Source organism: Achromobacter sp. MYb9 (assembly GCF_002975275.1).
GTDB lineage: Bacteria > Pseudomonadota > Gammaproteobacteria > Burkholderiales > Burkholderiaceae_B > Achromobacter.
Genome location: NZ_PCOQ01000001.1, coordinates 725,440 through 738,787 on the forward strand (window position 1 = coordinate 725,440; position 13,348 = coordinate 738,787).

The window sequence follows — 13,348 nt, forward strand, 5'->3', positions numbered from 1 at the left end:
GGGTAGGCTCCACGCCGTCTGGTTAGCCGGGATCAGTCAACCTTGACCCAATCGGCAACAAGGCGATTGTCGGCACGGTGGATGACCGTGACGTTCTTGCGCATCGCCCAGGGGATGACCTGGTCATGCAGCGGGATATGCCCGAAGTCCTTGGCGTGCCCTTGCAGCACGGTGATGATGTCGGCGTCGCGCTTGGCGGGATCGGTCTCGGTCTTGATGCGATCGATGATGACGTCAAGTTCCTTGTTGCTGTAGCCGCCCAGGTTGTACATGCCGTCCGCGCCTTCGCCCTTGGTGCGGATCAGGTTCTGCAACGAGTACATGGCGTCGAACGTGGGCACGCCCCAGCCGAACAGGTAGGCGCTGGTGTCGAACGACTGCACCTTGGGGAAGTACGTGGAACGCGGCATCGCGTTCATCGTGGCCTTCACGCCCACCTTGGCCCACATGCCGACCACGGCCTGACAGATGGCTTCGTCGTTGATGTAGCGGTTGTTCGGGCAGTCCAGCGTGAAGTTCAGGGTGCCGTCGTAGCCGGCTTCCTTTAACAGCGCGCGCGACTTTTCGGGGTCATAGGGCACGCGCTTGTGCACCGATTCCGCCCAGCCATGCACCTGCGGCGCGATCATCGTGCCGGTGGGCGCTGACAGCCCGCGCATCACGGCGCGCTTGATGGCGTCCACATCGATGGCGCGGTACAGCGCTTCACGCACGCGGATGTCCTGGAACGGGTTCTTGCCCTTGATGTTCGAGTACTGCAATTCCGGACGCTTCTGGTCCAGGCCCAGGTAGATGGTGCGGTATTCGTTGCCTTCGACCACCTTCTGCGCCTGGCGCAGACGCTCCAGATCCTGCGCGGCGGGGTCCAGGACGAAGTCGATTTCGCCGGACAGCAACGCGGCGGTGCGCGTGGCGTTCTGCTTGATCGGCGTGAACACCACTTCGGTCACGTTGCCGACCTTGCCGGCCTTGTTCCACCAGTCCTTGTTTTCTTCAAAGACGGTGCGCACGTCCACTTCGCGCGTCTTCAGCTTGTAGGGGCCGGTGCCGTTGGTGTTGCGCGCGCCGTAGGTCTCTTCTTTGTTGACGTAGTCCTGCGGCTTGGCGATGTTGTTCTTTTCGGACCACGCCTTGTTCATGATGAACACGTTGGTCAGTTGGCGCAGCAGCACGGGGTTGGGCGCCGACGTTTCGATCTCGATCGTCAGGTCGTCGACCTTGCGCGCTTCCTTGATGCCCGTCGTGTAGGCCTTGTAATTCGACGTGGGCGCCATGGCGCGGTGGATCGAGAAGACCGCGTCGTCCGCCGTGAAGGCGGCGCCGTCATGGAATTTCACCCCCGGGCGCAGCTTGAAGCGGTACAGCGTGGGCGACAGTTGTTCCCATTCCGTCGCCAGGCGCGGCACCACCTTGAACGTCTTGTCGTAGTCCACCAGCGGTTCGTAGATATAGCTGTTGGCGGCGATCGTCATGCCTTCGTTCTGCGAATGCGGATCGAAAGTAAGGATGTCGCCCTGGGCGGCCCAACGGAAAGTCTTGGCCTGCCCGATCGAGGGCACGGCCACGGCGGCGGCGATCGCGATAGCAATCAAAGTGCGGCGCATAGGGGTTAACTCCTGACATTAGTCTGAATACCGGCGCCGAGTGTGCCTACGCGTATGACCCCAGTCAATTCAGGGTTTATGCGTACCGGAGACGGTTTTTATAGAGGAGGAACAATGAGGGACACATATGCTTGTAACAAAATAATTGAAGCGAACAGTGTTCGAGTGCGCGCGCGCAACGGACTTACTCGTCCACGTCGATCGGCAGTTCCAGCGGCACGTGTTCGGTCATCAGTACGCCCAGCATCTCGATCAGCGCCGCCGCCCGCTCTTCGCCGAAGGGCGCCAGCACCGCTTTCTGGTGCTGCAACGCCTGTACGCACAAGCCGGCGATCAGGTGCGTGCCTTTGGTCGTGATGCAGACCCGCGTCTGACGGCGATCCGCCCGCACGCCGGTGCGCGCCACCAGCCCTTCGGCCTCCATGCGCTGCACCACCTTGCTCAACGTTGGCTGCTTGGTGATGGCCAGCACCGCCAGCGTGCCGATGGTTTCGCCGGGGCTGCCTTCAAGGCTGGCCAGCACGCGCCATTCGGTCACCGACAGGCCGGCGGCCTTCACTTGCAAATGGAATTCGGCCGAAATGCGCTGGCTGGCCTGCGCCAGCAGATAAGCCAGGTAGCCATCGACGAAACGCGGCCCCGCCGCGCCCCGACCTGTCAGAAGCGTTTCCCGCTGCTTGTCCAACCGCATGTTGCTTTGCTCCCACGCACCGGAATTCATGTTTGGCCGACGGCCGAAAAGCGCATTGCACCACGACGGCGCAACGACGCGCCATGATGTGCCGCAATGCTGTTGCGCAGCACAGGGTATACCCGGAATCGCAACCCGTTTTTGCACCATGACGGCGCTGAAATGCCACCATGGAGCTAGAGAACAACCAGTATATACACCCTTGTTTTAGCGTGATATTTTTTGATTTCCATGAAATTTCATCTTTTTTGTTGACAGCTAAAACGTTGACTCCTAAAGTATTTTTCAGGCGACAATTTCGTGGCACGACGATGCTGCACGGCAGCAAGGCTTGAGGACCGGTCATCCGGCCCAACCAGGAGTTCGAGATGGCTGAAAGGTCTTTCAAGAAAGAAGTCCAGCAGTTGCGCATCGGCGCCGGCGAAGAGTTTCGCGGCGAGGGCATTCTTGCCGTCACCAAAGCGTTGCTGCAATCGGGCGTAGGCTACGTGGCGGGTTACCAGGGGTCGCCCATTTCGCATTTGATGGATGTGCTGGCCGATGCCAACGACATCCTCCAGGAACTGGGCGTGCATTTCGAGGCCAGCGCCTCGGAAGCCACCGCCGCCGCCACCTTGGCGGCATCCGTCATGTACCCGATACGCGGCGCGGTCACGTGGAAGTCCACGGTGGGCACCAACGTTGCTTCGGACGCGCTGGCCAACCTGGCCTCCGGCGGCGTGACGGGCGGCGCGCTGGTCATCGTGGGCGAAGACTACGGCGAAGGCTCGTCCATCATGCAGGAACGTTCGCACGCGTTCGCCATGAAGTCGCAGATCTGGCTGCTGGACCCGCGCCCCAACCTGGAAAGCATGGTCAAGGCCGTGGAAGACGGCTTTGAATTGTCGGAAGCCAGCAAGACGCCGGTGATGCTGCAACTGCGCATTCGCGGTTGCCACGTGCATGGCCGCTTCATCGCCAAGGAAAACAAGCGGCCCGCGTTCTCGCTGGCCCAGGCGCTGGAAAGCCCGGCGCGCGACACCAGCCGCATCGTGCTGCCGCCCGCGTCGTTCCTGCACGAGCAGGAGAAGATCAAGGACCGCTGGCCCGCCGCCATCCGCTACATCAAAGAACACAAGCTGAACGAGCACTTCGACGGCGACCAGAACGACATCGGCCTGATCCTGCAAGGCGGCCTGTACAACGGCGTGATCCGTTCACTGCAACTGTTGGGCCTGGCCGACAACTTCGGCAACAGCCGCATTCCGCTGTACGTCATGAACGTGACCTACCCCGTCATCGAAGACGAGGTCACCGAGTTCTGCCGTGGCAAGCGCGCGGTGCTGCTGCTGGAAGAAGGCCAGCCCGACTACATCGAACAGAACCTGCACGCCGTGCTGCGCAAAGCCGGCATCGACACGCATCTGTCCGGCAAGGACGTGCTGCCGATGGCGGGCGAATACACCACGCAGGTGATGCGTGACGGCGTGCGCGAATTCCTGAAGCGCCATCGCCCCGAATCGCTACAGACGCACCCCGCAGTGGCGGCAGACGCCGAAGCCGGCGCGCGCCAACTGGAAATCACCGAGGTCTCGCGCCCCAAGCCCGCCAAACCCGTCGAACAGCCCATCACCTTCCACAAGCAGGTAGAGGGCCTGGCGTCGGTGGTGCCCCCACGGCCCGCCGGCTTCTGTACGGGCTGCCCCGAACGTCCCATCTTTTCCGCGCTGACGCTGGCGCAGGAAAAACTGGGCCAGCACCATATCTCCTGTGATATCGGCTGCCACCTGTTTTCCATCCTGCCGCCCTTCAATCTTGGCGCCACGACCATGGGCTACGGGCTGGGCGCGTCCAGCGCGGCGGCCTTCAACGTGCCCGCCGCCAAGCGCCCCATTTCCATCATGGGCGACGGCGGCTTCTGGCATAACGGTTTGTCGTCCGGCATCGGCAACGCGGTATTCAACAAGTACGACGGCGTCATCGTCATCGTCGACAACTTCTATGCGTCGGCCACCGGCGGGCAGGACATTTTGTCGTCACGCGCCGACAACCCCGACCGGTCCACCAACAACCCCATCGATCACGCCGTGCGCGGCGTGGGCGTGAAGTGGGTGCGCACGCTGGACCGCACCTACGACGTGGCCAAGGTGCGCGCCACCATCGAAGAAGCGCTGACCACCGACATCAAGGGTCCGAAAGTCATCATCGCGCAGTCCGAATGCATGTTGAACAAGCAGCGCCGCATCAAGCCGCTGTTCAACAAGGCCGTCAAGGAAGGCCGCCGCGTGGTCAAGGAACGCTTTGGCGTGGACCCCGACGTGTGCACCGGCGACCACGCCTGTATCCGGCTGTCGGGCTGCCCGTCGCTGTCCATCAAGGACAGCGGCGACCCCTTGAAGGAAGACCCGGTGGCGCACGTGGAAAGCAGCTGCGTGGGCTGCGGCAACTGCGGCGAAGTGGCGCATGCCGCCGTGCTGTGCCCGTCTTTCTACCGCGCCGACATCGTGCACAACCCCACCGGCGCCGACCGCTTCCTGGCGCGCATGCGCGGTGCGGTCATCGGTTTCCTGCAACGCCGCCGCGCCGCGCGGCTGGCTCAATACGCCCTGTAAGGACAAGCCTTTCATGAACCCGCCGGCAATGCAGCAAGGCAACCCCATCAAGATCGCCATCCTGGCCATGGGCGGCCAGGGCGGCGGCGTCCTGGCCGACTGGATCGTCGACATGGCCGAGCACGCCGGCTGGTGGGCGCAGACCACGTCGGTGCCCGGCGTGGCGCAGCGCACCGGCGCCACCATCTACTACCTGGAACTGCTGCCCGAAGCAGACGTGGCGCGGGCCGGACGCCCGCCCGCGCTGGCGTTGATGCCCACCCCCGGCGACGTGGACCTGGTCGTGGCCGCCGAACTGATGGAAGGCGGCCGTGCCATCCAGCGTGGCCTGGTCACGCCCGAACGCACCGTGCTGTTGTCCTCGTCGCACCGCAGCTACGCCGTCAGCGAGAAATCCGCGCCCGGCAACGGCATTGCCGACCCCAACAAAGTGCTGGAAGCCGGCCGCGCCGCCGCCAAGCGCTTCCTGTGCTTTGACCTGCAAGACCTGGCCGACCGCGCCGGCAGCGTCATCAGCGCCAGCCTGTTCGGCGCGGTGGCCGGCAGCGGCGCCCTGCCCTTCACGCGCGAAGACTACGAGGCCACCGTGCGCCGCGCGGGCCTGGGCGTGGAGGCCAGCCTGCGCGCCTTTGCGCTGGGCTTTGACGCCGCCCATGCCGCGCCCGTCCAACCCGCCGCCATCGACCTGACGCGCCCCGTGGCCGACGTGCCCGAACGCGCCGCCAGCCCGCGCACGCAAGCGCTGCTGGACACCATCAAGCGCGACTTCCCCGCCTGTGCGCAGCCCATGCTGACGGCCGGCGTGCGCCGCCAGCTTGAATTCCAGGACGCCGCCTACGCCGCCGACTACCTGCGCCACATGAAAGCGCTCCGCGACCTGGATGCGCAGCACGGCGGCGACGCCCAAGGCTGGGCCCTGACCTGTGCCGCCGCGCGCTACGTAGCCACGGCCATGGCCTACGACGACGTGATCCGCGTGGCCGACCTGAAAACGCGCGGCACCCGCTTTGAACGCGTCCGCCGTGAAGTGGGCGCGCGCCCCGAACAGCTGGTCATGACGACCGACTACATGCACCCGCGCCTGGAAGAAATCTGCGGCACGATGCCCACGCGCATGGGCCGCTGGCTGGAAGGGTCCAAGGCCTTCGGCGGCTTTGTGGAACGCCGCCTGGGCAAAGGCCGCTTGATGCAAAGCGGCACGCTGGGCGGCTTCCTGATGCTGTATTCGCTGGCCGGCATGCGCCGCTTTCGCCGCCGTACGTTGCGGCATCAGATCGAATCGGAAGGCTTGCAGCAATGGCTGGACCTGATTGCCCGGCTGGTGCCGCAGGACTATGCGCTGGCCGTTGAAACCGTTAACTGCCGGCGCCTGGTCAAGGGCTATAGCGATACGCACGTGCGTGGCGGCGGCAAATACCGGCAGCTGATCGCGGCGGCGGCGCAGTTGGTCGGCCGGCCCGATGCGGCCGAGACGCTGCGTACGCTGCGCGAGACCGCGCTGGCCAATGAAAGCTGCGCCCCGATGGAACGCCAGATGGCTGAAAAGCTGGCGGCCTGATCCAGATACCCGAATACCGAAAGAGACAAACGCCGTGCAGACACTGAAACTGATCGTCCGGGAAGTCCGGCAAGAATCGCCGTTGATCCGTTCCTTTCGGCTGGCGCGCGAAGATGCCGGGCCGCTGCCCGCCTTCGGCCCGGGCGCGCACCTGAAGGTCACCGTGCCCGGCCTGCGCGAACCGCGCTGCTATTCGCTGGTGCAACTGACGCCCGACGCCGGCCAGTTCGCGCAGCCCATGGAATACCGGTTGGGCGTGCGGCTGGAGGAAACCAGCCAGGGCGGATCGCGGCACATGCATGCGCTGGCCGAAGGCGACACGCTTAGCGTCGAAGGCCCCAAGAACGATTTTCCGCTGCATGAATCTCCGGCGGGCGACGAACCCGTGGTGCTGATCGCGGGCGGCATCGGCATCACGCCGGTGGCCTCCATGGCTGCCGCATTGAAAGCCGCCGGCCGCGCCTTCCACCTGCACTACTGTGGCCGCAGCAAGGACCAACTGGCCTTCCTGGGCGAACTTGAAGCGCTGGCGGGCGGCAACCTGACCGTACACGCGGATGACGATCCGTCCTGCCGCTTTGACCTGCAAGCGCTGCTGGCCGCCTCGAACCCGCGCCAACATTTGTACGTGTGCGGCCCCAAGGGTCTGATCGATGCCGTCATCGCAGGCGCCAAGGCCCGCCACTGGCCGGATGCCCACATCCACTTCGAACTCTTCGTCACCGCCGCCGCGCAAGCCGGCGACCAGGCCTTTGAAGTCGAGCTGCGCCAGTCCGGCCGCACGCTGACCATTCCCGCCGACAAGACCATCGTCGACGTCATGGAAGAAGAAGGCTGCGACCCGATGTACGACTGCAAGCGCGGCGAATGCGGCGTGTGCCAGGCGACCGTGCTGGAAGGCGAGCCCGACCATCGCGACTACTACCTCTCGGACACCGAGAAGGCCAGCGGCAAGATCATCCAGATCTGTATCTCGCGCGCGAAATCCGCCCGCCTGGTGCTGGACCTGTAACGCCGCGGCCCCGAAGACAAGGAAGCGACCATGGCTAAATACCGCGACAATCCCGACGCCATCCGCGCCCTGGTGCGCGACACGGAAGTGCACAAGGACCTGTTCATCGACCAGGAACTGTTCGACCTGGAAATGGAACGCCTGTACGCCAACACCTGGGTCTACGTCGGCCACGACAGCCAGGTGCCGAACAATGGCGACTACATCACCACCACCGTCGGCAACCAGCCCGTGGTGATGGTGCGCCACAGCGACAAGACCGTGCGCGTGCTGCACAACCGCTGCCCGCACAAGGGCACGATGGTGGCCGGCGACGCCTGCGGCAACACCGGCAAGTTCTTTCGTTGCCCCTACCACGCCTGGACGTTCAAGACCGATGGCAGCCTGCTGTCTATCCCGCTGAAAAAAGGCTACGAGAACACCGGCCTGGAAAGCTGCGAAGCCAGCCAGGGCATGGCCGCCGTCAAGGACGTAAAGAACCACCGCGGCTTTGTCTTCTGCCGCCTGAATCCGGAAGGCCAGTCGTTCGAGGAGTTCTTCGGCGACTCGCTGTCCACGCTGGACAACATGGTGGACCGCTCGCCCGAGGGCCGGCTGGAAGTGGCCGGCGGCGTGCTGCGCTACATGCATCGCTGCAACTGGAAGATGCTGGTCGATAACCAGACCGACACCTGCCACCCGATGGTGGCGCACGAATCGTCGGCCGGCACGGCCGTGAAGGTGTGGGAGCAGGCGCCCGAAGGCACGCCCAAGCCGATGGCGGTGGAACTGTTCGCGCCCTTTATCTCGCCGTACGAGTTCTTCGAGAACATGGGCATTCGCGTCTGGGAAAACGGCCACGGCCATACCGGCGTGTCGGACTCGATTCACGCGTCGTACTCCGGCGTGCCGGGCTACTGGGAATCCATGGTGGCCGCCTACGGCGAGGAACGCGCCAAACAGATTCTGGGCGACGTGCGCCACAACACCGTGTACTTCCCCAACATCATGGTGAAGGGCCCGATCCAGACGCTGCGCATCTTCAAGCCCATTGCCGCCGACCGCACGCTGGTCGAGTCCTGGACGTTCCGCCTGGTCGGCGCGCCCGACCTGCTGCTGGAACGCACGCTGATGTACAACCGGCTGATCAACGCGCCCACGTCCGTTGTCGGCCATGACGACCTGGAAATGTACGAACGCGCGCAAGACGGCCTGAATTCCCGCGCGCGCGACTGGGTCAATGTGGGCCGGCTGTATACGCCCGACGAAGTTGCCCAGAAGAACGTCACCACCAACGGCACCAACGAATGGCAGATGCGCAACCAATATCGCGCATGGGGCCGCTACATGACCGGATCGGAGTCGGTATGAGCGCAAGCGACCGCGAGTTGATCGATTTTGTCTACGCCGAAGCGCGCCTGCTGGACGAGCTGCGTTTTGAAGACTGGCTGAACCTGTACGCCGAAGACGGCTATTACTGGATGCCGCTGGCGCATGGCCAGACAGACGCCAAGCTGCACGCGTCCCTGATGTACGAAGACAAGCTGCTGCTGCGCGTGCGCGTGGAACGGCTGGCGGGCCAACGCACGTTTTCGCAGCAGCCCAAGAGCCGCTGCCATCATCTGCTGCAAGCGCCCACCGTCGAACACGGCCACCCCGATGCCGCGCCCGAAGAAGGCCGCCATGTGGTGCGCACCGCCTTTCACTATGTTGAAACGCGCCAGGACATGCAGACGCTGTACGCCGGCTGGGCCACGCACCACCTGGTGGAACAGGACGGCGCACTGCGCATCCGTTTGAAGCGCGTTGACCTGGTCAACTGCGACGCCGCCTTCGGCAACATCCAATTGTTCATGTAGGAGCGGCTTGTGAGCACCACTGTCCACCAGGCATTTTGCGACACCGCGTCGCGCTACGGCGCCCAGCCCTTCCTGTGCATCCTGCCGGAAACGGCCGACGCCTATGCCATAGCCGCTGGCGAACTGTCGTATGCCCGCGCGGCCGACGCCATTGAAACGCTGCGCGCCGCCTATGCGGCAGCGGGCTACGGCCACGGCCATCGCGTCGGGCTGTTGCTGGAGAACCGCCCCGCCTTCTTCCTGCATTGGTTTGCGCTGAACGCGCTAGGCGTTTCCGTCGTGCCGATCAACCCGGACCTGCGCGCGGCCGAGCTGGAATACCTGACCGGCCATTCCGAAATCGCCCTGGCCGTCGCCCTGCCCAACCGTCACGCCGACCTGCTGGCCGCCGCCGAACGTGCGGGCCGACCCTTGCGCGTGATGGGGCCTGACGATGCACCGCCGCCCGCGCCCTTCGCCGCGCCGCTGGCTGATACCGCGCCCAACGCGCTGACCGAATGCGCCTTGCTGTACACGTCCGGCACCACGGGCCGGCCCAAGGGTTGCATCCTGCCCAACCGTTATTTCCTGCACGCGGGCGGCTGGTATGCGCGCATCGGCGGGCTGGCGGCCCTGCGCCCCGGCCAGGAACGCATGCTGACCCCGCTGCCGCTGGTGCACATGAACGCCATGGCGTATTCCGCCATGGCCATGGTGCTGACCGGCGGCTGCCTGATTCCGCTTGACCGCTTCCACCCCAAGACGTGGTGGGACAGCGTGCGCGACTCCGGCGCCACGGTGCTGCATTACCTGGGCGTGATGCCCGCCATTCTGATGAAGGCGCCGTCGTCCGACCGCGACCTGCAACCGGCCATCCGCTTCGGCTTCGGCGCGGGCGTGGACCGCAAGCTGCATGCGCCGTTTGAAGCGCGCTTCGGCTTCCCCTTGCTGGAAGCCTGGGCCATGACCGAAACCGGCGCGGGCGCCGTCATCATCGCCAACCAGGAACCGCGCCACGTCGGCACCAGCAGCTTTGGCCGCGAAGAAGACGACGTGCAGGTACGCATCGTGACCGACGCCGGCCAGCCCGCCGCCGTGGGCGAACACGGCGAATTGCTGGTGCGGCACGCCGGCGACGACCCGCGCTACGGCTTTTTTGCCGGCTACCTGAAAGACGAAGCCGCCACCGACGAGGCCTGGCAGGACGGCTGGTTCCATACGGGCGACATCGTGCGCCGCGAAGCCGACGGCGCGCTGCGCTTCGTGGACCGCAAGAAAAACGTGATCCGCCGCAGCGGCGAAAACATCTCGGCCGTGGAAGTGGAAAGCGTGCTGATGCAGCACCCGCTGGTCAAGGCCGTGGCCGTGGCCGCCGTGCCCGACCCGGTGCGCGGCGACGAAGTGCTGGCCTGCGTCGTGGCCGACACCCTGCCGGCCGATGACGCCGCCATGGCCGATGCCGCGCGCGATATCGTGCAGTGGTGCCTGCAACAGCTGGCCTATTACAAGGCGCCCGGCTATGTGGCCTTTGTGGACAGCCTGCCGCTGACCACCACCAACAAGATCCAGCGCGGCGAAATGAAAGCGCTGGCGCCGACCTTGCCCGGCACGACGCGCTGCATTGACACCAATGCCATGAAAAAGCGCCAGGAGCCTACCCGATGAGCCGCCTGGGGTATGACGGCATCGTGGCGGCCCTGCCCGTCACCATCCCGTACGAACGCTATTCCACGCACGCCGCCCACTGGTGGCTGGGCCGCGCGCTGGGCGCGCTGATCCGGCAGTCGGGCGTGGCCAAGCAGGATGTGGACGGCCTGTGCGTATCCAGTTTCACGCTGGCGCCGGACACCGCCGTCGGCCTGGTCCAGCACCTGGGCATGACCCCGCGCTGGCTCGACCACATTCCCATGGGTGGCGCCAGCGGCGTGGCCGCCCTGCGCCGCGCGGCCCGCGCCGTGCAGGCGGGCGACGCGAACATCGTGGCCTGCATCGCGGGCGACACCAACCACGTGGACTCGTTTCGCAACACGGTCAGCCAGTTCTCGCGCTTTGCGCAAGACGCCGTCTACCCCTACGGCGCGGGCGGCCCCAACGCCAGCTTCGCGCTGCTGACCGCGAACTATATGCGCGCCACAGGCGCCACGCGCGAGGATTTCGGCAAGCTGTGCGTGGCCCAGCGCGACAACGCGCTGCGCTATCCCCACGCGCTGATGAAAAAGCCGCTGAGCTTGCGGCAATACCTGGACGCGCGCGTCATTACCGACCCCATCCATCTGTTCGACTGCGTGATGCCCTGCGCCGGCGCCGATGCCTTCCTGGTCATGCGTGAAGACCAGGCCCGCGCCTTGAACCTGCCCTTTGCCCGCATCCTGTCCACCATCGAACGGCACAACGCCTGGATCGAAGACCCCATCCAGACGCGCGGCGGCTGGACCATGGATGTGGACGAACTCTATGGCCAGGCCGGCGCAGCGCCGGCTGACATGGACTTCCTGCAAGCCTATGACGACTATCCCGTCATCAACCTGATGCAGATCGAAGACCTGGGCTTTTGCGACAAGGGCGCCGCGCCGGAATTCGTACGCGGCAACACCTTCACCGTGGACGGCAGCTTCCCCTTCAACACCAACGGCGGACAGCTATCGGTGGGTCAGGCCGGCGCGGCCGGCGGCTATCTGGGCCTGATCGAAGCGCTGCGCCAATTGACCGGCACGGCGGGCGGCACGCAGGTGGCCGACGCGCGCATCGGCATGGTCAGCGGCTTCGGCATGATCAATTACGACCGCGGGCTTTGCACCGCCGCGGCCATCCTGGCAAGGAGCGATGCATGACCGAGCCGCTAGCCAAGCCGCCCCGGAAGAATCCGGTTGCGCGCACCCGCCAGCCCACGCTGCCGCCCGGCTGGCGCAGCCGCAGCGCGCTGGGGCTGACGGCCGCCGCTGCCGAGGGCCGCTTCGACCTGCAAACCTGCGCCGACTGCGGCGCGGTGCAGTACCCGCCTCGCGAGGTGTGCGGCCATTGCCTGTCCGAACACCTGCCATGGCGCCCGGCCGATCCCAACGGCGTGCTGCTGGTCAGCACCGTCCTGCACCACAGCAACGACCTGTACTTCCGCGAACGCCTGCCGTGGCGCGTCGGCACGGTACGCATGGACGCCGGCCCCTCCGTCGTGGCGCACGTGCACCAGGATTGCGCCGACGGCGAACGCGTGCGGCTGACCCTGAAACTGGACCGCGGCGGCCAGGCCGTGATGATCGCCCTGCCAGAAAGGAATACCCCGAACATGGAAGACGACAAGACCCTGCGCGAGACCTCGTGCGATCCGAAGTTCCGCCGCGCGCTGGTCACGGACGGCAAGTCCGCCGTCGGCCTGGCGGTGGCGCGCGCCCTGCTGGATGCCGGCTGCCCCGCCGTGTTCCTGGGCGATCCGCAGGCCTGGAAACGAGACGACGCCTTCGACGCCCTGGCCGCCGACCCGCGCGTGCAGACCGTCACGCTGGATGTCACCGACACCGATTCCGTCGAACGCGTGGCGGCCTCGATCGGCGGCAAGGTCGAGATCCTGGTGAACACGGCCGACCTGGAACGCGAAGGCGGGCTGCTCGGCCGCAAGGACGTCAACACGGCGCGCGATGCCATGGACGTGAACGTGCTGGGCCTGATGCGGTTGGCGCAGTGCTTCGGCCCGGCGCTGTGCGGCCGCGCCGCCGACGGCGTGAACAGCGCGACCGCCTGGGTCAACGTGCTGTCCATTTACGCGCACATGAACCTGCCGTCCCGCGGCATGTGGTCGGCGTCCAAGGCCGCTGCCTTGTCGCTGGCCCAATGCCTGCGCGCCGAAATGCGCGGCGCGGGGGTACGGGTGGTCAACGTGTTCCCGGGCCCGGTGGACCACGAATGGGAGCAACGCACGCCCCCGCCGCGCGTGGCGCCCGCCGCGATCGCGGCCGCCATCGTGCGGGCGCTGAAGGACGGCATCGAAGACGTGTACGTCGGCGACGTTGCGCAGGAGTTCCGCGCCCGGCTGGCCGAGAGCCCCAAGGGACTGGAACGGGAACTGGGCGCCTGACGCCCC

Annotated in this window: 10 protein-coding genes; 8 read left to right on the plus strand and 2 right to left on the minus strand. The window is 65.7% G+C overall.

Annotation, left to right across the window (positions count from 1 at the left end; all coding sequences use genetic code 11):
• Positions 1-32 precede the first annotated feature (32 nt).
• Together CQ050_RS03330 and CQ050_RS03335 are read right to left on the minus strand one after the other, a co-directional pair.
• On the minus strand, positions 33-1,604 hold the full coding sequence (locus CQ050_RS03330; protein WP_105555376.1) for an ABC transporter substrate-binding protein: 1,572 nt from the start codon (positions 1,602-1,604) through the stop codon (positions 33-35).
• 184 nt (positions 1,605-1,788) lie between these two features.
• Positions 1,789-2,295, minus strand: a complete 507-nt coding sequence (locus tag CQ050_RS03335) for a MarR family winged helix-turn-helix transcriptional regulator (protein WP_105555377.1) — start codon at positions 2,293-2,295, stop codon at positions 1,789-1,791.
• Positions 2,296-2,663: 368 nt separating this feature from the next.
• On the opposite strand from CQ050_RS03335, the gene CQ050_RS03340 reads away from it, so the two are divergent.
• From CQ050_RS03340 to CQ050_RS03375, 8 genes are read left to right on the plus strand one after another with little or no spacing between them, the layout of a single operon-like run.
• Positions 2,664-4,886, plus strand: coding sequence for an indolepyruvate ferredoxin oxidoreductase subunit alpha (locus CQ050_RS03340; protein WP_105555378.1), 2,223 nt, complete (start codon positions 2,664-2,666; stop codon positions 4,884-4,886).
• Between the two features lie 13 nt (positions 4,887-4,899).
• On the plus strand, positions 4,900-6,444 hold the full coding sequence (locus CQ050_RS03345) for an indolepyruvate oxidoreductase subunit beta family protein (protein ID WP_105555379.1): 1,545 nt from the start codon (positions 4,900-4,902) through the stop codon (positions 6,442-6,444).
• Positions 6,445-6,478: 34 nt separating this feature from the next.
• On the plus strand, positions 6,479-7,456 hold the full coding sequence (locus CQ050_RS03350; protein WP_105555380.1) for a PDR/VanB family oxidoreductase: 978 nt from the start codon (positions 6,479-6,481) through the stop codon (positions 7,454-7,456).
• 30 nt (positions 7,457-7,486) lie between these two features.
• Entirely contained in the window at positions 7,487-8,806 is a 1,320-nt protein-coding gene (locus tag CQ050_RS03355) for an aromatic ring-hydroxylating dioxygenase subunit alpha (RefSeq protein ID WP_105555381.1), read from the plus strand.
• Positions 8,803-9,294 carry an aromatic-ring-hydroxylating dioxygenase subunit beta gene (locus CQ050_RS03360; RefSeq protein ID WP_105555382.1) on the plus strand — a complete coding sequence of 164 codons (492 nt, stop codon included), beginning with the start codon at positions 8,803-8,805 and terminating at the stop codon, positions 9,292-9,294. Before CQ050_RS03355 ends, CQ050_RS03360 begins: the two co-directional genes overlap by 4 nt.
• Before the next feature lie 9 nt (positions 9,295-9,303).
• Complete coding sequence (locus tag CQ050_RS03365) at positions 9,304-10,938, plus strand: AMP-binding protein (RefSeq protein ID WP_105555383.1); 1,635 nt, start codon at positions 9,304-9,306, stop codon at positions 10,936-10,938.
• Positions 10,935-12,104 (plus strand): thiolase family protein, encoded by a 1,170-nt coding sequence (locus CQ050_RS03370; RefSeq protein ID WP_105555384.1) that lies wholly within the window; start codon positions 10,935-10,937, stop codon positions 12,102-12,104. Before CQ050_RS03365 ends, CQ050_RS03370 begins: the two co-directional genes overlap by 4 nt.
• Complete coding sequence (locus CQ050_RS03375; protein ID WP_105555385.1) at positions 12,101-13,342, plus strand: SDR family NAD(P)-dependent oxidoreductase; 1,242 nt, start codon at positions 12,101-12,103, stop codon at positions 13,340-13,342. Before CQ050_RS03370 ends, CQ050_RS03375 begins: the two co-directional genes overlap by 4 nt.
• The last annotated feature ends 6 nt before the right edge of the window (positions 13,343-13,348 follow it).

Coding starts and splice junctions, on each gene's coding strand:
- CQ050_RS03330 (WP_105555376.1), bottom strand. CDS start 1,604: ATGCGCCGCACTTTGATTGCTATCGCGATCGCCGCCGCCGTGGCCGTG.
- CQ050_RS03335 (WP_105555377.1), bottom strand. CDS start 2,295: ATGCGGTTGGACAAGCAGCGGGAAACGCTTCTGACAGGTCGGGGCGCG.
- CQ050_RS03340 (WP_105555378.1), top strand. CDS start 2,664: ATGGCTGAAAGGTCTTTCAAGAAAGAAGTCCAGCAGTTGCGCATCGGC.
- CQ050_RS03345 (WP_105555379.1), top strand. CDS start 4,900: ATGAACCCGCCGGCAATGCAGCAAGGCAACCCCATCAAGATCGCCATC.
- CQ050_RS03355 (WP_105555381.1), top strand. CDS start 7,487: ATGGCTAAATACCGCGACAATCCCGACGCCATCCGCGCCCTGGTGCGC.
- CQ050_RS03360 (WP_105555382.1), top strand. CDS start 8,803: ATGAGCGCAAGCGACCGCGAGTTGATCGATTTTGTCTACGCCGAAGCG.
- CQ050_RS03370 (WP_105555384.1), top strand. CDS start 10,935: ATGAGCCGCCTGGGGTATGACGGCATCGTGGCGGCCCTGCCCGTCACC.
- CQ050_RS03375 (WP_105555385.1), top strand. CDS start 12,101: ATGACCGAGCCGCTAGCCAAGCCGCCCCGGAAGAATCCGGTTGCGCGC.